This window comes from Candidatus Wallbacteria bacterium, assembly GCA_028687545.1.
Lineage (GTDB): Bacteria > Muiribacteriota > JAQTZZ01 > JAQTZZ01 > JAQTZZ01 > JAQTZZ01.
Genome location: JAQTZZ010000018.1, coordinates 17,772 through 38,057, shown reverse-complemented (window position 1 = coordinate 38,057; position 20,286 = coordinate 17,772). Strand labels below are relative to the sequence as shown.

The following is a 20,286-nucleotide window of genomic DNA, read 5'->3' as shown; positions in this document are numbered from 1 at the left end:
GGATTTTTTTAATGGAAACTCTTCTGGTCTGTACAAACATCGTGATCCTCCTTGGAAAATTTTTATGTATAAAACAAAAAAGCCACCCTTTCGGGTGGCTTTTGGAATTTCGTTCTCAGATCAGGAAATTAACCAGTGGCACCTTGGAGGGACGTGCGAACGCCGAATGTGGTTTTCTCAAATTTCATCATGACTGTTCCCTCCTTTGAATTAATACTATAAATATTATATCGGCCGGAAAATTAAAAAGCAAGCGGTTTTTCAGCATAATTTCAAATCATTCCCCCGATCCTCTGCGCTTCCTTCATTACATCCGGCTTGTTGGACACGATCCCAGGGCCTCCCAGATTGCCGGCCACAATGCTGCCCAATGCTTCCATGTGAAAAAAGTCTTTCAGCTAGTGCTGGAGATAGTCGCAGATATAGAGGTAGTGCTCTGCCGAATTATCATTTTACGACAAAGAAATTATCCAGTTCCTTATGATATGTGCAGCGAAAATATATTTCATCGCTTATAAGGACCGAGTAATACCTGCCGCTAGCAGGACATTTAATCGCACCTGGATCACGTATGAATTTACTTAAAACATTGAGATTTTCGATAATTTCAGTTGTTTTACCGGGATTGTCGATGAGATATTGCTTAGCAGCATAGGGATAGCTGTTAAGAAAACTTTCGCATGCTTTTTCATCATTATAAAATCGTGCCTTATTATAACGAGGTATGCTGATTAGAATTATCAAAACAGGTACAGCGCATAAAAAAATGATAAAACTCCTTTTTTTTGTCATCTGATGCTCCGAATATTGTTGATAATAATATCTGTATCAAGAGGAAGGATGAGCAGTGGTTCATTGATTTTCCATCTCCCTAAAGTGGAATTGAAGAGTGCGTCTTCGGCAGCCTTTTTAATCAAAAGCTTACGATCACCTGCTAAAAACTTTGAAAAGAAACTTGCATAAAATGATAATGAAATTTGTCCTAATACTTCTCCTTTATTCACTCCATATATGCCATCGCTAAACCAGCCCGTATTATTATAGTCCCATCCCATAATGCATTTTGATTTCAATTTGTCGTTCCAATTTTTAAGAGTTCCTCCAATTCCTGACCAACAGAAGGAAAAACAAACAAGGTCTAAGTTGGTTTGTAAATCAGGGACATCTTCTGGCTTATAATAATTTTGATCGCTGGTTCCAAGGACATGGCTGTCATTCGTCTCATAGACAGCAATGGACGTTGGTATTTGTGGTATAGTCTCAAGGTTCCCGCGCCCATGAGAAAAAATAAAAATGATAGCTGAGTATTTTAATGCTTGGTTTATCTCTTCACGTGTCGGGCTGTAATCCCTGAGTACCTGATATCCAAGCTTATCCAGGCTGTCACAGATTGAATTGAAATTCCATTTGCTGAATGGATAGGAATTAGTGTCTCTTTTTGCAAAAACTGCATAGGCTGCTTTTTTCACATATGCGATTTTGTCAAAATCATGATATTTTGTATGGAAAAAAGGTCCTAAACCCCCTTCTTTTTGAGAATTAGCTAAATCGACCTTGATCACAGGATAATTCTTTCCCCTATAATATATTTCATCCGGTGAAAAATCTTGCGGAATGATAAAAAACGGTTCTGACCTGTAATGCTTTGGTTTTATTTTTTTGCATTGCAAATCTTTTTGCTTGCCATTATTACTGGTCAGCGATGCATTCACGAAATCTCCTTGGGCAGAATCATCAATTACTTCCACATAGACCTTGGAGTTCAATGGGACATATTCGGTTTGATCGATTTTTGCGCAACTTCCACGAAAGAAAACTCTATTTGAAGCCATATAAAAATAATTTTCTTTCAAATTATTTGCTCCGGGTTTACTGATACCTGGTCCTAGCCAGATTGGTAATTCAAAATGCAGGACTTTATCGGGAACTTTGAAATCGAGATTCATTTTTTCAGTTCCTGTTTTTTTCTTCGTAGCTTTTGAGGTTACCGGTGGTGCAGGCAGCGGGTTATAGATAGTGATTTCATAACTCCCATTTGCTGATTGAAAAACATGAGTGTCAGGTCCTGTTTCCATGAGAGAAACATTCATTTCTCCCAACGTGTCCGGACTCAAGAATGAAACCGTCAATTCATCTTGTTGTATAGTGGTATATTGAGAATGGAAAAAGACAGTGATGTCTAATGGATCATTTGAATTTGGGGGAAGTCCTTTATCAACTCCATCGTCTGGAATGAAAATCGGTGGAGATATTATTCTTACACCATTCTCATTCACCAAACACACCGGAAGTTGGTTGTCCCCTTCAACCCAAACATCGGACGGAACTGCACGGGTGCCATAGCTACCACCGTTGATTAAAGCCTTGGCTGTGAGGATAGTATCCTGGAAATCACCTGAGCCGCCTTTGTAAGTCGCGGTGTTACCTGTAAAATTAATAACATGGCCATCACCCTCATTGCCGCTCTCTTCCCATTTCCATTCCTTGATCGAGCCTGACGGCAACAAGGCTGGAGTGTCATCTGTGTAAACTAATGTAGCTGTGAAGGTCTTGCTTTCACCTTGTGAAATTGTTTCAACCATCGGGTCGATTTTGACTTTCACTACTTTGGAAATCTCATCCTTTGCACTGATCACCGTGTCATCGAACCACCAATGATCCTGATTGTATGAAATCTGCTTAGAATAGATGCTAACCACTTTGGCCAGATCCTGGTGGGCAGCCGAATAATTACCCTGCCCAGCTTTGCATTTACCGTGAAACAGATAAGCAGCCGCACACATAATATCTTCAGAAGGATTAAGGGAATAGCTCTGAACTTTATCCAGGCTGGCGATTGCACCAGTATAATCCTGCAGGCCATACTCGCATTTGCCCATCACAAGATCAGCCCGTATGTAATAACTGGGAAGATCACCGGGTGCTGCTCCAAAATCGTAAAATTTCTGGCAGGCGGCTTTGCCTTCCGCAGATCGCCCTTTCTCATACAGGCAATCGCCTTTGAAGATGTAACCATATCCCGCGAGATACAAACCATAGCTGCCTGCTGCGAATTTATCGATCACCTGATCATACCAGCCGATAGCCTTGTCAAAGTCTTTCAGATCCATGCAGACATCGCCACAATAGAGCATGGAAAGCCCTCTATCAATAGTGTCGTTTGCCTCATTCCCGGATACGACGCCATATGCAGAGATCGCCTTGTCAGCGTATTCTTTCTGTTTTTCCAGGTTCCCATTGATCCCACGAAAATCCCGGGCCAGAATTTTACAGTTGTCACCGATGCGCTGGTTCCCATAGGCATTGTAATAATCCACCTGGGTATGATTGATCATGTCCTGCCAGGCGGAGTTGCTTTCCTGATAATAATGCTCTATCTCCTGGAGATTCAGCTGGTCTTCGTAGTAACTGGCTGCGTGGGCGAAGTTGGTGGCTATGCCCGCTCTTGCTCCCATTATGTAAGATCCATCGTTGGGGTATTCGGTTACAAACTGCCTGAAAGCATCGACTGCTTTAAGGCAGTATTCCGCTTTTTTCTGCAGAACAATATAATAAGGTTTGCCTGTCAGATAATCCATGAATCCGATGTATCCGTAACTTTGCCCGATTTCAAATAAGGCCTCATTATTGCGATAATAGGCTGGATAGTCACTTCTCAGTCGTCTATAGATCTCGATTCCCCGCAGATAACATTTTTCCCGCTCTTCCTTCTGATCTGCAAGCAGAGACTGCAATTGAGGAGAACCTGTGGAATATGTGAAGCACTGCCCTCCGTTCCAGAGCGCGTCAGATGCATCAACTGCTGTAGGGAACTGGTCGGTGTATTTTACCCATTCTTCACCGGATTGTTTGTAATAACCTATCCGCTTTTCGTGGTCAAGGCTTTCCATAGAACCCAGTTTTTCGTAAATCCCGGCTCTGTCCTTTCCTATGTTCTGCAATATTACTTGATCATTAGTCAGTTTCCTCACATCATCTTGAAAGGCGATAGCTTTGAGGTAATTATCTTCGATTGCAGGTAAATCATATGTATATATCGCCAATCCGGAAGTGTAAGAATTCCTTTTGTATGGATCCGTGGCATCTATAGCAATGCTTTGCTTATAATTACTGATAGCGTCAGAATATTGCTTCAATGCCCGGTAACAATCTCCGATGTGGTTGTAGCAGCCATTCTGAGAGGCATAGGTTGAATCCATGGAAATGACCTGCTGATACAAACCAATAGCTTCGCTGTATTTTCCATTGTTTCTGGCATCTTCAGCTTTGCTGTAAACTGCAGTTACGTTCGCTCTAATGGGCTTAGGGAAACAATATTCCTGATTCAGCCTGGAATAAAGATCTAGAGCTTTACCGGCAAACTTGCTTTTCTCCTTGAATTCATCCTTTTTCCCGGTTTCGATCAATTCGTGCAGGGCGTCGCTGTAATACGCCGCAGCCAGAACGCCATATTTGCCTATCATCTCCGGGATTCCAGTCTGGTACTGATCAAAGCTGACTTGAATGGAATTGGCTTCAGAGATAATTTTTTTCAGTTCTGCGAGATACGGGGACAGGTCGTGGTTAGGGTCAGGGGATTGAGCACGACACTGACCCTGATTTAAACATTCCTCGATTTTCATCGCCAGGGTGGAAAGGCCACTTTTCTGATTTTCTGTTGATCTATGGAAAAAGTTCGTGAATTCATGGAAAAGATGATCGTCACCAGTTTTCAAGGTGTCGGCTATTTTCCCGCCAATAGAGGTTGATTCGTGGTCGATTTCATCGATAGAGGAGGCATAGATTTGTTCGATGGATTCACTTAGAGATGGGGTTAGGTCGGGTTTTGGGCTGGCTTTGCTGGAACGGCAAGACCCCGACAGTGCTTGGTCTGTGATATGTTTGGAGAGATAAAGAGTCCAGAGGGAAGTATCGATCAGGCTGTTAAGAGATTTGAGTTTGGCCAAACATGAGGCTTGTTCTGAAGAAAAAGGAGATGGAATAACAGATCCCGGGTTAGGATGAAAAGGTGCAGGCGAAACACGGACATCAGAAATCCCTGATTGAAACTGATCGGCCATATTATGTTGGGGGGGGCCATTAAATAACTTGTCAATATCTGCGGAGAATACGCTGCCCTCAAACAAGACTATTAAAACTAAAACAAAAACTGATTTCATCAATGCCCACCTTTTTCTATGCTCTAGTCAAATTTTATCTGAATCCGGGATTAATTCAAGTTACAATCTTGTAACATTTACAGGATCTTTATATCGCTCCCCCGATCCTCTGCGCTTCCTTCATTACATCCGGCTTGTTGGACACGATCCCAGGGCCTCCCAGATTGCCGGCCACAATGCCACCCAGCGATTCCAGGTGGAAAAAATCCTTGAACCAGTGCTGCAGATAGTCGCCGACATAGCGGAACTGATCCGCAGGCGCTCCGCAGGTGATTACAGTGGCGAATTTTTTTCCTTTCAGATCGCGGATCTGGAAATCAGCTGTGACAAAGATGTAGAATCTGTCCAGGAATGTTTTCAGGGGGCCTGTGATCTGCCCCATGTAGACAGGAGAAGCTATGATCAGGCACCCGGCCTGGATGATCTCATCCTTGATCCTTGTGAAATCGTCTTTCAGCGGGCACTTTCCAGTCTCGCTTTTGCAGGTTTCACAAGCCAGGCACCCTCCGAAAACGAGATCATACAAGGGATAAACCGTGAACTGATGGCCTTTCTTTTCAGCGGTTCTGCAGATTTTATCAATGATTTTCGAGCAGTTCCCGCTCTTGCGGGGGCTGCCGTTTAAGGCAAGTATTCTCATGAGTCCTCCGTTATTTCATAAATTCCGGCGATCAGTTCCGAGATTCGAACGGCCTGGCCGTAATCCTTGATTATTTCCTGCCGGTTCAGAATTGTCAAGCTTGATGGGTTTGAAATGAGATTGAGCTGATCGCAAAAGTCCATTTTATGCAAAAAAGAGAGTTTTGCAGGTGTCTCCATTGACGAAAATGTCATTTCCCGTTAAATTACTATAAAACTTCAAAGGATACCGGATGCAGAAAATAATTTTCCCTCTACTCTTCTTGATTCTGATTTCTTTGCTTCAGGTTGATGCCGCAGAGCTCACAACCGAACTCTCTTCAATTTCCAGTGAAACAACTTCTTCCGGCGAAATTTCTACCGGAACTGTAATTTCGAATGACTCAGGTGAAGTGCTCAAGAAAAGTGCTGAAGTCCCAAGGGGTAGGGTGTTGATGGTAGTATCGAACGTCAGAGTGATGCCGATTCCAACTGTGGAAGTCGGAATCTGGGCTGAAGAATTCATGATCCCTTTTCTGGTCTTCAAGTTCTGCAGTCTGAAAATAGACATTGCTTCTCCCACAGGTGGGAGTTTCATCTTCGACAAACTCAGTTTGGATCCAAAGATTGTTTCCTCTGATTCCGCGAAAACAGCAAATGAATTCCTGCTGGCGCATAAGGAGATGATGGATAAGACCCTTGCCCTTTCTGAGCTGAATCCGGACGATTACGACCTGCTTTTCGTTTCAGGCGGCCATTCGGTAATGTTCGACCTGGCTACAAACGAAGCTCTGCAGAAAATCGCCACCCGGTTTTTTGAAAAAAAGAAAGTAGTCGCGGCTGTGGCTCAGGGCAGCGTGTTCCTGGCCGGACTGAAGGATAAAAACGGTAAAAGCCTGATCAGAGGATATCGGGTGACAGGCTTTTCAGACAAGGAAGCCGAATTAATCCAGATCCTCAAAGCCTATCCGTTTTCTTTGGAACAAGCCTTGCGGAAAGCCGGTGCCAAGTATGAATGCGGACAGCCCTGGGAGAATTTTGTGATTACAGACCGCAACTTGATCACCGGACAGAATCCCGGCTCTACCCAGGATACGGCTCGGCAGGCCTGCCAAGCGCTGAAAAAAGGAGAAAGTGTAAAATGATCAGAAGAATTCTCGCCCTGATTTTTATTTATTCCTGCACCTGTGTGGCCTGGGTGATACTGGGTGGTGTGACGTACAACAGAACTTACAATCAGGATACAAAGCTGCGGGGTGAAGTGGGACAGCTCTGGGGTACTGTTCAGGCACAGCAGGCTCCGGATATTTATTATCTTACAAGATCTGAGCGGAAAGTAGAAAACTTTCAGGGATCCACCACCAAACTCCTGACAGAGGAGGTGGTCGAAAACCATCCCTTGAATCTGGACGGCACTGATGCCAGGGTGTGGCTGGGCCTGGAATATCGTAAAAAGGGACTGCTGTGGTACTCTACGTATACAGTCAAGTTTGACGCCAGCTATAAAATCTCGAATTCCACCGCTCAGGCGCGCTTGATTACTTTCGACTATGCCTTTCCGACTTCCAGCGGAATCTACGACAATTTTCTCTTTAATGTCAACGGCAGCGCTGAAAAAAATCTCCGCCCGTCAGCCGGCAGGATAGTCAAGGATTTCTTTCTCAACCCCGGGGAGGGAAAGACAATTGAAATTTCCTACGAATCCAGAGGGCTTGACCAGTGGTGGTACAGGTTCGGCAGCGATGTTTCCCAGATCAGTGATTTTTCCTTAGTGCTTAAAACGAATTTTACAGACTACGATTTCCCTGAGAACTGCATATCTCCTACAGCGAAAGAGCTCAATCAGGGCGGAGCGAACCTGACCTGGAAATATAAAAATCTCATCTCCGGGATCCAGATTGGAGTCCAGCTGCCGCAGAAAATGAATCCCGGCCCTTTCGCCAGCAGAATCAGTTTTTTCGCACCTGTATCCCTGTTCTTCTTTTTCTTCCTGATGTTTGTGATCACGACACTGAAGCGGATCAACCTGCATCCGATGAATTACTTTTTCCTTTCTGCGGCTTTCTTCAGTTTTCATCTGCTGATGTCGTATCTTGTTGATCATCTTGAGATTGGACCTGCCTTCACAGTCTGCTCCCTGGTTTCGATTTTCCTGGTTGTGTCTTACATGCGCCTGGTAGCAGGCAACAGGTTTGCTTTCCTGGAAGCCGGCATGTCACAGTTCGTGTACCTGGTGCTTTTTTCCAGCGCCTTTTTCTTTGAAGGGTATACAGGCCTGATGATCACTGTCTGCAGCATAATCACATTATTCGTGATCATGCAGATCACCGGCAGGGTGGATTGGGAAAAACAACTTTCGATGTATGATAAACGATGATTTCCGGAGGTTATTTTGGAAGAAAATGAACATGGCCTTAAAGAATCAATGGAAAAACTGTCAGATAATCTGACAGACAGTAAAATTCCGGAAGTTTCTGCCTGCGAAGACAGCAGGGAAATTTTAATAATTCAACTAACAGAATTTCTGTTAAAGCCGACTGGAATTTATGTAAGCAGGCTGGAACTGATCTGGGATAATCTCCTCGCCACCCTGCCGGAAAAACTGATCGAACTTGGAGTTGAAAAAATAGTTCAGCCCAGAGCCAGGGTATTAGTACCGATTCTGGAACAGCTTAAAGTAAGCTTCACTGAACCGATTGTTAAAGAATGCATTTACAACCTGCTGGCAGCATTGCTCGATCCCCAGACTTCATCCCGGATCAGCCCATCTTTTCTGCAGACTCTTGCACAGCTTTCGGAAGAGGAACTGCGTCTTCTGAAGTTTTTCCGCATGAAGGAAGATTACATGGCCTATGATGTCGAATCCATGGAAGGCGGAGTGTTCAGGCTCGTGACCCGCAATATCTCGCCCTGTTTTTCGGAAATTTCCTGCAATCCGGAAGTTGGAGCTTTTTTCCTCGACAATCTGGAGCGGATCGGCCTGATCCGGCTTGAATCCAGCGAGAATGAAAATGCTGCTGTTCCCCGCTTTCTGCAGAAAGAAGCCAAAATCGATCCTGACGCTCCGACCAGGGTGGTGGAAAAGAAAATCAAACTGACGGATTATGGCAGAGAATTCTGCACCCGCTGTTCCATCTGATCTCAGTCAATCGGAATTTAACGGATCAATATCCGCTTGTATCAGTCATTTTGCTGATCTTTTCGAAATTCTCAGCAGGTTCAGGATTTATTTTCGAAAGTGCCTGCAGATCCTGGTCAGGGAAAAGGTTTTTCAGAGTCTGGTTGAGTTCGGTTTCATACCCACAGTCATTCCCTGAAATGCTGGATTCCGTGTTAAGCGATGTCTGGCCGGTAGCTTTGAGCAGTACCAGCGACGTTTTCACGTTCTGGTCGCAGATTGAAGGGACTTCGGAATCGGTCGGGACGAAATCCTGGCCCAGCTCAATGGTGTAAGCAAAGCATTTATTCTCCATGTAAGCCCAGTCGCAGAAATCTCCAGAAGCCGGGTAGAGATCTGCCGATTGTTCAGGTGTATAGCTGTTTTCCTTGGCCATGTCCTTGGATATTTTGGAAAGTTTTGCGTCATCTGCGGTATGGATGCTGGAGGTGTAACCCCAGGGATACAGAACCAGTTCGCCGTAACTGTGGAAAGAAATCATGGACTGCATTTTTTCGCGTCTGGCAAGATCACGCAAAGCCGTCAGTTCCGGTTCCGAGAAAGCTGATTTCCCTCGATAGGTGTCGCTGTAGGTGGAGCCTGAGTCTCCGGCAGTTCCCCATTTGGCGTCAGCATTGCGGTTCAGGTCCACTCCGAATGTGCCGTCCTTGTTGTCGCGTCGATTCTTGCGCCAGTCTCCAGTTGTCTGAGTATAAACCAGGCCATCCGGGTTTATCACCGGAACAACCCAGACCGTCCGTTCATTGACTAGCTTGGTCAGCTCCTGGTCGCTGCCGTAACTATTGACAAGTTTGTTGATCAGCGCAAGCGGGACTTCCATGGAAATCCACTCTCTGGCATGGGTAAGCCCGCAGACCAGCATGGCCGGTTTGCTTGCAGCAGTGGAAGAGCCGGTGATCTTGATTGCATATATATCGCGATTCTGGCAGGACTTGCCGATGGATTCAAGCGAGGCAATCTCTGAATGCTGCGCTGCAATGCTTTTCAGTTCAGCTACAAGTGCATCATATTTATGATAGGAACTCGTTCCGCGGTTGACCCTGTTCCTGAGCGGGGTATAAATTTCCTCGATGTCCTGCTTGAGTGTATTGAAATAGATTCCATTGCGCTTCAACTGCCTGATGCCGTTTTCTGTAACGATCGCTGTCAGGCCCTCGGAATTTGCGCCTGCAACATCGAATTCATCCTGAGGAAGCGCAAAAAAAGCGTTGGTCTGGTCATTAGGAATAAAGATTACTGGTTTAGCTGAGATGATCGTTGAAAAAAGACTGAAAAAACAAATAAACACGAAAAAGCGGAGCATACTTCCTCCTGCACTCTTATCTGAATACCTACAGACCAATAGTACAAGCTAAAAAGGAAGAATGCAAGAAAAATATTTTGCTGTTCAGCCTTATTCTTCTTTTTCCGCTGGGATCACGGCCTCATTGCACTCCACATAGATCAATGGAAAAAGCTTGCCCGGTCCATATGTTCCCGGGAAGGTGGAGAGCTCGCAGTTTTTGACATTGATTTCAGACACATGATTTTTGTGCAGTTCAAAAATTTTGAGCTTGCTCATAAATCACCCCTGGTTCACTTATACTCACCTTTCTCTACCTGATCCTTATATATAGATTCTTTTTCCTGAAATTGCAAATCCGGCAAAGTACCGGATTACTTCAGGAGTTCACCGGAAACTGCATCGACGTGAAAGGTAAATCCATCGGCAGTGCGGTAATGATAGCACGGCCGCAGATTGACCAGGCCGCCAGTCCCTGAATCAGGCGAATAATACCCTGGGGCATAGTCAACGATCCGCACGCTTGTACCATCCTTGACTGAAGCGCAGATTGCTGACCCTGCTTTCTGCAGCATGGTTACAGGATCGGCGAGTTCAGTGCAGCCTTTGGCGCTCGTCTGGTGCAGTTCACGCCAGAGCCTGCGGTAGACGATCACTCCATCTGAGCCGACCAGCAGACCAATTCCATCTCCATCTGTTCCGGAAATTTCCAGGCCGTCTATGATCCGTTTCCAGGAGATGCAGTAATTGATCACTGTTCTCGTTCCATCATTATCGCAAGCGTAAACCGGAACAACGGAGCTGATTTCGGCATCTGGCGGCAGACCACCGTTTTCTTCCACATATTCCTCTGCAGCAGCCAGAACTTCTCTGGGATCTGCGAACCAGGGCTGGAAGCTGTCTGTTCCTTCCAAAATCAGGCGACCTGACTCGGCAATCTGAGCAATGCAGTTTCCTTTGGCACCAAGACTGCGGCCGGAATCGTGATCAGGGCTTGCTGACAGTTCCGGAACAGCTAGAAGTGATTTAGCAGATTCGAAGGAGTAGCTCAGTTTTTCGGAAACAAATACCTCAGCGTTTCCTTTTGCAGTACTTCTGGTCAGCGCTTTCACGTCATTGATCAGATGATTGATTATGTCGTCAATGATGTCGACAATTTCTTGAGTATTGGCAGGAGCAGGCACAGGATTTGGTGGCGGATTGGGTGCTGGATTAGGTGCTGGATTAGGTGCTGGATTGGGCGCAGGATTGGGTGCCGGATTGGGCGCAGGATTGGGTGCCGGATTGGGCGCAGGATTGGGCGCAGGATTGGGTGCCGGATTGGGCGCAGGATTGGGCGCAGGATCTGGAGCAGGACCTGGATCAGGGCCGTTGCCTCCGTAATAAAATTTATCTGCGGTCTGGGCACTCCAGCGATCCTCAAGGCCACCGTTGCATTCCAGGTTGGCTTTTTTCCAGGCAGAGACAAACTGATCAGGGTTTGAATCCGGAGTCAGGCCGCTGATGGACTGCGCAAATATTTTTGCCACATCATCGTCAGGGCCGTCGTAGGATGTCATGTAATAGCCCATCACAGTTTTCAGTCCCTGGCCAAAGTTCGCCTTCCAGATATCTTTAGCAACTGTCAGGCAGGTGGCGCTGATCAGATGTTTGACATTCTGTCCGTTCACCTCTTCCCTGTTGATTCCACCGTTTCCAAAGTGAATGTAGCCGGGAGCTCCATGCCCGGTAAAATAGACGATGTCTACAGGAGAGTCAGGATTGAAGCTCTTTTTCTCCACCTGGGAATTTTCCAGGAAACTTTCTATCTCATAACCGTAATTTTTCAGGCTGTCGCGCAAGATATAGGCGTCCTGATTGGAGAGATTGCCTCCGTCATCTGCCATGATTCTGGCAATACCCTTTCTCACAACTTTGGCGGACTGATCTTTGATAATGATTACGTTTGAATCGGATGCATGCAGAACACTGCCGGCCAAAAAAAATGCCAGCAGTATGAGAACAACTCTCATACTTCCCCCTTATACTCTTAGTGACAGTTATATTTCGAGCGCAGCGAGAAATTTACTGTCACTTTGTCCTATAGATAAATTATATCCGGGAGAGCAAAAGTTTCAATGAATATTTATCAACAAAAAAAGGTTTACCTTGAAATCTTTTTCTGACATACAAAAAAGGGCTGCCTTTGCTGACAGCCCTTTTTGTAATTGATATCAGGCTCGATCAGTGTCCGGAAGCTTCGCCTGTTGCGGCAGGTACAGCCGGAGTTGCCGGTGTTTCAGGAGCAGCCGGAGTGGTTGGAGTTGCCGGTGCTTCAGGAGCAGCCGGAGTGGTTGGAGTTGCCGGTGCTGCAGGGGTTTCAGGAGCAGCCGGTGCAGCCGGAGTTGCAGGAGTTTCGATTTTGGGTTCTGCAGCGGGAGTATTAGCTGCCGGAACTGCCGGGGTTTCAATCTTAACAGCAGCAGGTTCAACTTTTTTTGCTGGTTTTTTTACTGCTTTTTTCACGGCTTTCTTAGCTTTAACCGGTGCTTTCTTTTCCAGGAAAGGTTCGTATTTTTTAGCCAGTTCCTTGAACTGCGTGTCATTGTGCAGAGCTTTGAGATCCGGGTCTTCCAGGAACCAGTTGAGCAGCTGCACATTCTTTTTCACATTGGCGATCTTGAGGCCGAGGTCAAGATTATAAAGCGCTTTTTCCTTTTCACCAAGCTGCACATAGCAGCAGGCCAGATTATAATAAGCGGCATCATGTTCTACCGGTGCGAGTTTGGCGATCAGTTCGAGATCAGCAGCTGCTGCCTGGTATTCGTTCAGATCAAGGAAGTAAAGTGATCTCTTATAAAGGGCAGAAACATCCTTTGGATTCTGGTTCAGAGCCTGATTGATGCTTTCCAGCTCCAGCGGTTTGGTCAATTTGTCCACGATTTTCCTGGCAGCTTCACCCTCGATCAGTTTGCCTTTCTCGTTCACTACTTTGAATTGCGGGACTGATTTGAGCTTATACTGCTTGGCAACCGGGGATGTCCAGTCGATTCCCTTGGTTTCCGGGCGGTTAATATTTACTTCAATGATATTGAGGTCCGGGTTTGTTTCAGCGATTTTTTCCAGCAGCGGCTTCAGTGCCATGCAGGGCGGGCAGAAAGGGCTGTAAAAATCGATCACATTCAGTTGACCTTTGACCACGAATTCCTTGAAATTGACCTTGTTACCAAATCCGATTTCCTTGATGTTGTCAGCGCAGAACGCCGGGATTGCCGACAGAATGAAAGCGGCAAGTACTAAACAAACGATCGATCTCATAGTTGCTCCTTTTGATAGATTTGTGTGAATTATACTACAGGGTAATTAACTGTCAATACTCCTTCAAAAATCTCTTCCTGTCTTCAGGCATAAAAACACATTTCGGAGTGATCAGGTGGTCGCCGAAATCGGCATGATACCAGGGATTGAGGTAAGAGTCGGTGGTGTTTTGCAGCAGGTGGAACTCCTGCGCCGGTTCAGACCCCTGTCCGAGTAAAAATACCTGTTGTCCTGTTTTTTTATTTACTGCTTTGTCCAGCACTATCACTGCCTGCCCTCCTGTTCCGGCAATGATGAAGATGTCACCGATCTCCAGATCTGTTTTTGGGGTAACTGGAATCAATTCCTGAACAAGAGAATCTGCATTGGTATTGGAGAAGACAAATTCCATGAAATCTCTGAAATTTTCGTAAGTTCTGGATTCAGGGGCTTTTGGCTCCCAGTTAAGCTTTTTGAGGAAGAAAAAAGGTCTCTCACCTTCCTGCCATTGACGCAGGTCCACTCTCTTGCCTGTATTCAGTTTGAAATGAACAGCCCAGAAATATTCTTGAGAGAAAAGATATTCAGCATAGAGGTACTCCAGAGATTGGGCAGCCCCGTGTGATCTGCGGTCACCGAAATCAAGGTCGAGCACAGCGAAGTGAATGAATTTATACCGATTCAGCTTTCCATCAAATCTCTTGACTGGAGGAAATCCCTTTTTCAACGGAAGCCAGCGCAGCCATTCTTCAAATGAACCGGCTTTTACCTGCACTCTTTCGAATTCTTCAGGAGGCAGGATCCGAATCGCAATTGATTCCTGAGAATCGTAATTGGAATTCCAGAAGTAAACCGGTTTCTGTCTTTCGGCAGACCAGGAACTGGTCAGGTAAAAAAACAGTGGAATTAAGTAAAAATATCTCATTTTAAAATCGAACCTGCCTTCCTGAATCTATCAAAAAACTTACTTTTTTGCACCTTTCCGGGCAGCGATGATGATCCCGGCAAAAATCAGAATGATTCCGGTCATCTGGATGGAATTAATCTGATCCCTGAACAGAAAATGGGCGAAAATAGATGCCAGCACAGGTTCTCCCAGGATAGTCAGGGCAACCATGCTGGCCTTTAAATGCCGCAGGGCCCAGTTGAAGGCAGAGTGACCGAGTAATTGAGGTATCAACGCCATCAGCAGCATGAAAACATATGAAGAAGGTCTGTAGCCTGTGAAGCCTGCTCCGCTGATCAGGCAATAGAAAAGCAGAAATACAGCTGTGCTGGAATAGACAATGGTGGTGTAGGCGAGGATATCCATCCGCTCGCGCAGATTGCTGCCTACCATAAGATAACAGGAAGCCATTACAGCCCCGCACAATGCGAGAATGTTGCCTAAAAATACATGGCCGCCTGCAAACGCCAGCTGCCCGCCTGTCAAAGCGAGAATCACGCTGCCCGCAAATGTCATGATAATTCCCAGCAGAACTTCGGTGACAAGCTTCTCCCTGAACAGCAGAAAGGAAAACAGGCTCACGAAAATCGGGTTTGTGGTCACCAGAACGACGCTGGTAGTGACTGTTGTGTATTTGAGGGAGGTGAACCAGGTCAGAAAATGCAGCGAAAGAAAAAAGCCGCCGAGCACCGCCAGTTTTAAGTCGGTTCTGGAAATCTTTTGCAGCCCGACTCCTCTAATGGCTGCGATCAGGATCAGGATGCAGGAGGCAGTGCCTACCCTGTATGCCGCGATCACCACAGCCGGCACATCGTCGCAGTATTTAGTAAAGATGGAAGCGAGCGACACCGCGATGATTCCGGTCAGAAGAATCAGCACGGTTTTAGCGAGATTCACTGCAGGCACCGTTCAGAAATTTATCCATGAAATTGGAGAGACCTTGAGTGTAGATGTCACCTGATATCTGGAAGCCTGAGTTGTGGTCGCCGGAGATCGGAAGAAAAGCCTTGGGTCCTGATGCTTTGGCAAAAAGAGCCTGGCCCATCGTGAACGGTATCATTTCGTCCATCGGACTGTGGATGATCAGGACCGGGCAATGGATTTTTTCCAGGGATTCAATAGTGTTGTAACTTACCCTGCAGAGCATCTTGACCGGCAGAAACGGGTATTGCTGCCTTGCCATTTCCTGAATGGAAGTAAAAGTTGATTCCAGGATCAGCATTCCAGGATTCCGCAGCGCTGCAAGTCTCGCTGCCACTGCCCCCCCGAGCGACTGCCCGGCTATGATGATCTGATCAGGTTTGAATCCTCGCTCGGACCCGAGAAAGTCCCAGGCAGCCTCAGCGTCGAAACCAGTTCCGCTTTCGGAAATCGAGCCTTCACTCAGACCGTAACCACGATAGTCAAAAGCCAGCACAGTCAGACCCAGTTTGTGAAAGAGACTGATGTTTGGGAGGCAGGAGTGGAGATTCGCTGCATTTCCATGGCAGAATATCAGAGCAGCCCTGGGCTGGTCGCATGGCACAAGCCAGGCGGAAATCCTGACCCCATCGCTGGTTTTTAAGAATATCTGCTCGAATTTTAAGCCCAGTGAAGATGGATCGTCACCTTTGGAGCGGTTGGGAAAATAAATCAATCGTTCCTGGTAAGAATATATGAAAATGCAGAGCAGAAAATAGGAGATGATCAGGATTTTTAATAGAGTCCAGAAAAACATGGCCCAGTTCGGCATCATTTCTTCCTGATCAGGGAATAGGAAGTGGCAAGAAATTCCGGGCAGTAGGAACGCTTGGCCTGACGCAGGCCTTCGACTCCCATGTCCTGCTCCCTGTTGATGAATTCGTAGTTATTGAGCAGATATTCCGCTGTTTTCCAGTTGATGGCCTGAGAACAGCCTTTGATTTCCATATCAGTCTTTTCAAAATGAATATCTGCGGTATTGACATTTAAACGGTCAAAAATTGAGAAAGCAACGATTTTATCCCCTGCAAACATAGTCAATCCATCCAGGCCGAGATCTTCATAAGATTGCAGTGCCCGGCGCAAAGCTCGATTTTCTTCCAAGACACCAGGATCGTTGCAGTTTTCTGAAAATCTGCACCAGATTTCGGCCAGTCTGAGGCATTCATCGAAAAATTTTCGTTCCAGTCTCTCCACCCTGTAATCCGGATTGTTCCGCCTGAACTGGGACACCAGGTTTTTTTTCTTCTGAAGTTTAGAGCCTTTAAGTTCATAAAGCTTTTTCAGATTATAGATATAATCACCCAGGTTCTCGTCGATTTTCAGATCAAAAAAATGCTCAAAATCAGCTCGATTGCGCTCGATCACATCCAGAGCCACCAGAAAATAATTGCCTGATTTCCCCTGTTTTTGCAGGGCATCGGACATTTCAACAAATTCCTCTAAAGCGAAGGGTTCCCCAACCGGCATCGTTAAATAATCGTCGTGGCCGTCATAGATCAGCAGGCGGTTTTTGTACAGATTCCATTTGATACTGTAAATTTCACCCCAGCAGTATAAATTGGCGAAATTATAATCGCAGAGCTGGGGATTGGAAGCTACCAGTAAAGGTTCAATGGTATGCCGGTCCTTCAGACTGAATTCATGAAAGCAATCTATCTGCAGATCATTCATCAGGTGATTCCAGCAGCATGGGAGTAAATTTTTCCATCACTTTGAACCCAAGGCCTTTATAAAAATTACTGGTCCCTGGATTGGCGATCAGCCCGATCCAGGATACACCATGAGATTTGAGGTGGCTGATAATGCATTCCATGATCATCATGCCTAGTCCACGCCCTCTAAAACTCTTTGTCACCATCACATCCTGGATATAGGCGTCTGATATCCCGTCAGAAATCGCCCGGCCCATGCCGATCATTTTTCCGTCACAGAAAGCCCCCGCAAAGCAGAATGATTTTTTTATCACATCATCGATCAGATGCATCTGAATCCGCTCTTCCGGTTTCCACCAGTTCTCTTCTACGTAGAGCTGAAAAATCTCTTCTCTGCTGGCCTCTCTGATGATTCTGACTTCTAATTCCAAGCTGCCCCCAGTTGATCAGGCCTACTTTTTACCCCCCTTCCAGGAAAAAGTCAAATTCAGGTTTTGATTCTATGCAGCTTTTTGTAACTGGATAATATTTATGGTCAGGTAAATAATCACTTCAATACGGATGGCTGAAAAAAGACTACAGCTGGTCCGAAAAGTTTCACAAGAGGAGGAAGAGTGAAAAAGATTTTAGTACTGCTGCTGCTCGGATTGATGGTGGCCGTTTATGCCGGCCAGACCACTTACACCGGAATGATCAAGGTAATCGTAACCTGCAAGCTGGGCACGCCCCCTGGACTGGACTTCAAGTCAGATTACAGTGAGTACACCCAGCAAGGCGATTACGTCAGCGAAGAAGCTGCGAAGAACGGAGCGCTCGAAATGTCCGACAGGATTGTGAAAACTGCTGTTGCCAGAGCCAAGGTGCTTTATCCGTCAGCAACAGACGACAAAATCACCTGGGTAGTCGAAACAACTGCGATTCCCAAAATCCTGCCTGACCCGAACGGTGTGGATGAATTCTATGGCGCAGTGCATGTGATTTATCTCTGGCACAGGCCGGATGCACCTGGCATGAATTTCGACACCAAAGCTGAAAAATACACGCCTAAGCTCGATTACAAAGATCCTCTGGATGCGGTCGAGGATGTGAAGCAGTATACAGACTCAGCCGTCAAAGCGGCTGGCAGTGATCTGCACAGCTCCTGGCCCCAGGCCAAGGATGAAGATTTGACCTACAGAGTTGAATACTCAGCCAGGATCGGATATTTCCTCTACATCACAGTGAATGCCTATCACACCCACACAGACGGACATGGTCATGTAGTGCATTCGGGACTGGCTTTCAAGCGCACATTCAGAGTGGCCAAGCGTTTCTACACCGAAAGGGACGCCACCTGGGCAGGAAGCAACTACAGTGCTGTCGCGATCAGCCATACGATAGCAGCTGGTGCTCCGTCAGGTCTGTATTTCTCACCGAGCTATTCAGCCTCTCAGAAGCTCGTACCGACAGACGAAGTGCTTCAATAGATAATAAATACAGATACCTGCCAAAAAAAAGCCCGGAAATCCGGGCTTTTTTTTTGAAATCATTTGGATTGTTTGATCACCAGCCAGGCATCAGCATGGGAATTATTGACTGTAATTTCTATGTTGCCCATGTCATTGGTTTCGCCTGCGCCGGTGAGGACTGTTCTGCCGGCATAGGAACCCCAGGGAATCGGGTAATATTCAACGACTCCTTCATAGGATTGCTCTCCAGCCATTGTGTCGACAGCGATCCTGTCATCCTGGATCGTGTAGTCTTTATTAGAATAGGAAAGCACCACATGGCATCTGAGGTTGGCTCCAGCTGCTATGCTGACACGCAGACGGCCCTCATACTGCTGTGCGAGTTCCTCTTCCTGAGCGCAGGAAGTAGTCTGACTTTCAACCACTCTGGCGCTGAAAGTGCGCTGATCACTGGAATAATCCGGGATAATGCTCAATGCGTATGAACCGACCGGGAGATTTTTAAAATGGAAGACCACTCCGTCTGGTATGGCGGAGTAAGTGTGTCCTGTGTAATCACTGGTGGCGGTAGCAGTGAAATTGATATGAGCCTTGTCGATTTCGAAGTAGAGCCGTCTCTGGTCGGAGAGCGGGTTATTGCCATTTTTGACAGGGCCGATCCGGTAATAAATGATATAAAAATCCAGATTTCCCCGCTTTACTTCGCTGGTGCCCAGCTGCCGATCTGCTGTAAGGTCAGACGACTCAACCAGATCACCGGCTTGCAAAGCGCAACAATAAAATAATAAAAATATTGCTAAACAGCTCCGCATTCAATCCTCTCTGATTCAATTATACCCGGAGAATTGATGCGGACCAAGCGGTTATTTCAGGATAGAGGAAAATTCAGCGCAGTACCGGCTGTTCCTGATGAGTCCGCAGATTTACCGTATACAGAGGCTTGAATTCAAGACACTGGTCACAGGTGGAAACATCCACCATTTCAAAGAAAAGCGCGCAGTAATTCTGGTCTTTGGATTGATTACAGTTCCTGGAATACGATTCCTTCTTTTGAAACCTGCAGGTATGCATGACGTCCTCCCCTTTCCCCTACTTGATACTACAGTCTTAACCTCAAGTTCTAGCTATCAATATTATCGGGAGGATCCGGGGAGAATGAAGGGCAAAACATCAAGAAATTTCCGGTTTACATCAATGCCAGCCTGGTCTCGGGCTCTGCATTTCGATCACCTGGTACAGAACCTTGGATTCAAGTCTGAAGCGGGCTTGAGTGAAATTTGGAGGACGATATTTCCTGGGCGGGTTGTTCGTCAGACCCCATGGTTCATACGGGATGCCGGTATCGTCCAGATCCAGCTGCTGATTGCGGTTTACGTCCTGAAAGACGCTGATCGCATAGTCTCCATATGGAATGTTCGGCAGCACGATAATCATAGGCTGCTCTTCGATCTGTCTCTGCAGAACGACTCTGGCGCAGTCAATGACTTCATTGAATCCGGGTTTTTCCGAAAAAACTGTGGGATATTGATTGAATGGTGAAAAGAGTCCTGCAATCGCATCCCTGCTTGAAAACAATGAAATGTACACCATTCCCCTGCTGTCTGGAAAGTCTTTGACCATCAGGCGGATTTCACCGCTGCAGGGAGAATCGGCAGGATCGATTTTCCAGATGTCATGCCACTGGTAAAAATCCGCAGTGGCACCCATGTAAAAAAAGGCCAATAAAATCAACAGGCTGACTGTTAGCAAGCGCATCACTACCTA

General features: G+C 46.2%; 19 protein-coding genes. 4 read left to right on the top strand and 15 right to left on the bottom strand.

The window, feature by feature from the left end:
* Window positions 1-447 precede the first annotated feature (447 nt).
* From PHW04_09360 to PHW04_09350, 3 genes are all read right to left on the bottom strand, one after another.
* Window positions 448-792: a hypothetical protein gene (locus PHW04_09360; protein ID MDD2716089.1), complete on the bottom strand. Its 345-nt coding sequence runs from the start codon at window positions 790-792 to the stop codon at window positions 448-450.
* Complete coding sequence (locus PHW04_09355; GenBank protein ID MDD2716088.1) at window positions 789-5,159, bottom strand: tetratricopeptide repeat protein; 4,371 nt, start codon at window positions 5,157-5,159, stop codon at window positions 789-791. Before PHW04_09355 ends, PHW04_09360 begins: the two co-directional genes overlap by 4 nt.
* Window positions 5,160-5,247: 88 nt before the next feature.
* On the bottom strand, window positions 5,248-5,799 hold the full coding sequence (locus tag PHW04_09350) for a flavodoxin family protein (GenBank protein MDD2716087.1): 552 nt from the start codon (window positions 5,797-5,799) through the stop codon (window positions 5,248-5,250).
* Window positions 5,800-6,031: 232 nt separating this feature from the next.
* On the opposite strand from PHW04_09350, the gene PHW04_09345 reads away from it, so the two are divergent.
* From PHW04_09345 to PHW04_09335, 3 genes are read left to right on the top strand one after another with little or no spacing between them, the layout of a single operon-like run.
* Entirely contained in the window at window positions 6,032-6,922 is an 891-nt protein-coding gene (locus PHW04_09345) for a type 1 glutamine amidotransferase domain-containing protein (protein MDD2716086.1), read from the top strand.
* Window positions 6,919-8,154: an inner membrane CreD family protein gene (locus tag PHW04_09340; GenBank protein MDD2716085.1), complete on the top strand. Its 1,236-nt coding sequence runs from the start codon at window positions 6,919-6,921 to the stop codon at window positions 8,152-8,154. Before PHW04_09345 ends, PHW04_09340 begins: the two co-directional genes overlap by 4 nt.
* A 15-nt stretch (window positions 8,155-8,169) precedes the next feature.
* Window positions 8,170-8,916, top strand: coding sequence for an Abi-alpha family protein (locus PHW04_09335; GenBank protein ID MDD2716084.1), 747 nt, complete (start codon window positions 8,170-8,172; stop codon window positions 8,914-8,916).
* 25 nt (window positions 8,917-8,941) lie between these two features.
* Here PHW04_09335 and PHW04_09330 read toward each other — a convergent pair whose 3' ends face one another.
* The 9 genes from PHW04_09330 to PHW04_09290 form a co-directional block, all read right to left on the bottom strand.
* Window positions 8,942-10,258: a M14 family metallopeptidase gene (locus tag PHW04_09330; protein ID MDD2716083.1), complete on the bottom strand. Its 1,317-nt coding sequence runs from the start codon at window positions 10,256-10,258 to the stop codon at window positions 8,942-8,944.
* 90 nt (window positions 10,259-10,348) lie between these two features.
* The gene (locus PHW04_09325; protein MDD2716082.1) at window positions 10,349-10,516 is read right to left on the bottom strand and encodes a hypothetical protein; all 168 of its coding nucleotides are present in this window, start codon (window positions 10,514-10,516) and stop codon (window positions 10,349-10,351) included.
* 95 nt (window positions 10,517-10,611) lie between these two features.
* On the bottom strand, window positions 10,612-12,249 hold the full coding sequence (locus PHW04_09320) for a DUF6345 domain-containing protein (GenBank protein ID MDD2716081.1): 1,638 nt from the start codon (window positions 12,247-12,249) through the stop codon (window positions 10,612-10,614).
* A 211-nt stretch (window positions 12,250-12,460) separates the two neighbouring features.
* Window positions 12,461-13,534 carry a thioredoxin domain-containing protein gene (locus tag PHW04_09315; protein MDD2716080.1) on the bottom strand — a complete coding sequence of 358 codons (1,074 nt, stop codon included), beginning with the start codon at window positions 13,532-13,534 and terminating at the stop codon, window positions 12,461-12,463.
* A gap of 52 nt (window positions 13,535-13,586) precedes the next feature.
* Window positions 13,587-14,438, bottom strand: a complete 852-nt coding sequence (locus tag PHW04_09310; GenBank protein MDD2716079.1) for a DUF4846 domain-containing protein — start codon at window positions 14,436-14,438, stop codon at window positions 13,587-13,589.
* Window positions 14,439-14,477: 39 nt separating this feature from the next.
* The gene (locus PHW04_09305) at window positions 14,478-15,365 is read right to left on the bottom strand and encodes a DMT family transporter (GenBank protein ID MDD2716078.1); all 888 of its coding nucleotides are present in this window, start codon (window positions 15,363-15,365) and stop codon (window positions 14,478-14,480) included.
* Window positions 15,343-16,194: an alpha/beta hydrolase gene (locus PHW04_09300; GenBank protein MDD2716077.1), complete on the bottom strand. Its 852-nt coding sequence runs from the start codon at window positions 16,192-16,194 to the stop codon at window positions 15,343-15,345. Before PHW04_09300 ends, PHW04_09305 begins: the two co-directional genes overlap by 23 nt.
* Entirely contained in the window at window positions 16,191-17,093 is a 903-nt protein-coding gene (locus tag PHW04_09295) for a phosphatidylglycerol lysyltransferase domain-containing protein (GenBank protein ID MDD2716076.1), read from the bottom strand. The genes PHW04_09300 and PHW04_09295 overlap by 4 nt, the downstream gene beginning before the upstream one ends.
* A complete protein-coding gene (locus PHW04_09290; GenBank protein ID MDD2716075.1) occupies window positions 17,086-17,505 on the bottom strand; it encodes a GNAT family N-acetyltransferase in 420 nt (139 codons plus the stop codon). The genes PHW04_09295 and PHW04_09290 overlap by 8 nt, the downstream gene beginning before the upstream one ends.
* 183 nt (window positions 17,506-17,688) lie before the next feature.
* On the opposite strand from PHW04_09290, the gene PHW04_09285 reads away from it, so the two are divergent.
* On the top strand, window positions 17,689-18,540 hold the full coding sequence (locus tag PHW04_09285; GenBank protein ID MDD2716074.1) for a hypothetical protein: 852 nt from the start codon (window positions 17,689-17,691) through the stop codon (window positions 18,538-18,540).
* Between the two features lie 59 nt (window positions 18,541-18,599).
* Here PHW04_09285 and PHW04_09280 read toward each other — a convergent pair whose 3' ends face one another.
* The 3 genes from PHW04_09280 to PHW04_09270 all read right to left on the bottom strand — a co-directional run bounded on the left by PHW04_09280 (window position 18,600) and on the right by PHW04_09270 (window position 20,277).
* Window positions 18,600-19,289, bottom strand: coding sequence for a hypothetical protein (locus PHW04_09280; GenBank protein MDD2716073.1), 690 nt, complete (start codon window positions 19,287-19,289; stop codon window positions 18,600-18,602).
* A 118-nt stretch (window positions 19,290-19,407) separates the two neighbouring features.
* Window positions 19,408-19,593: a hypothetical protein gene (locus tag PHW04_09275; GenBank protein ID MDD2716072.1), complete on the bottom strand. Its 186-nt coding sequence runs from the start codon at window positions 19,591-19,593 to the stop codon at window positions 19,408-19,410.
* Window positions 19,594-19,713: 120 nt separating this feature from the next.
* Window positions 19,714-20,277 carry a DUF2141 domain-containing protein gene (locus tag PHW04_09270; GenBank protein MDD2716071.1) on the bottom strand — a complete coding sequence of 188 codons (564 nt, stop codon included), beginning with the start codon at window positions 20,275-20,277 and terminating at the stop codon, window positions 19,714-19,716.
* Window positions 20,278-20,286: the final 9 nt, after the last annotated feature.

What these genes read in the sequence shown, in the direction of transcription:
- PHW04_09315 (MDD2716080.1), bottom strand. Translation starts at nt 13,534, where the DNA reads ATGAGATCGATCGTTTGTTTAGTACTTGCCGCTTTCATTCTGTCGGCA.
- PHW04_09300 (MDD2716077.1), bottom strand. Translation starts at nt 16,194, where the DNA reads ATGATGCCGAACTGGGCCATGTTTTTCTGGACTCTATTAAAAATCCTG.
- PHW04_09275 (MDD2716072.1), bottom strand. Translation starts at nt 19,593, where the DNA reads ATGCATACCTGCAGGTTTCAAAAGAAGGAATCGTATTCCAGGAACTGT.
- PHW04_09350 (MDD2716087.1), bottom strand. Translation starts at nt 5,799, where the DNA reads ATGAGAATACTTGCCTTAAACGGCAGCCCCCGCAAGAGCGGGAACTGC.
- PHW04_09320 (MDD2716081.1), bottom strand. Translation starts at nt 12,249, where the DNA reads ATGAGAGTTGTTCTCATACTGCTGGCATTTTTTTTGGCCGGCAGTGTT.
- PHW04_09330 (MDD2716083.1), bottom strand. Translation starts at nt 10,258, where the DNA reads ATGCTCCGCTTTTTCGTGTTTATTTGTTTTTTCAGTCTTTTTTCAACG.
- PHW04_09325 (MDD2716082.1), bottom strand. Translation starts at nt 10,516, where the DNA reads ATGAGCAAGCTCAAAATTTTTGAACTGCACAAAAATCATGTGTCTGAA.
- PHW04_09355 (MDD2716088.1), bottom strand. Translation starts at nt 5,159, where the DNA reads ATGAAATCAGTTTTTGTTTTAGTTTTAATAGTCTTGTTTGAGGGCAGC.
- PHW04_09340 (MDD2716085.1), top strand. Translation starts at nt 6,919, where the DNA reads ATGATCAGAAGAATTCTCGCCCTGATTTTTATTTATTCCTGCACCTGT.
- PHW04_09360 (MDD2716089.1), bottom strand. Translation starts at nt 792, where the DNA reads ATGACAAAAAAAAGGAGTTTTATCATTTTTTTATGCGCTGTACCTGTT.
- PHW04_09345 (MDD2716086.1), top strand. Translation starts at nt 6,032, where the DNA reads ATGCAGAAAATAATTTTCCCTCTACTCTTCTTGATTCTGATTTCTTTG.
- PHW04_09310 (MDD2716079.1), bottom strand. Translation starts at nt 14,438, where the DNA reads ATGAGATATTTTTACTTAATTCCACTGTTTTTTTACCTGACCAGTTCC.
- PHW04_09295 (MDD2716076.1), bottom strand. Translation starts at nt 17,093, where the DNA reads ATGAATGATCTGCAGATAGATTGCTTTCATGAATTCAGTCTGAAGGAC.
- PHW04_09270 (MDD2716071.1), bottom strand. Translation starts at nt 20,277, where the DNA reads ATGCGCTTGCTAACAGTCAGCCTGTTGATTTTATTGGCCTTTTTTTAC.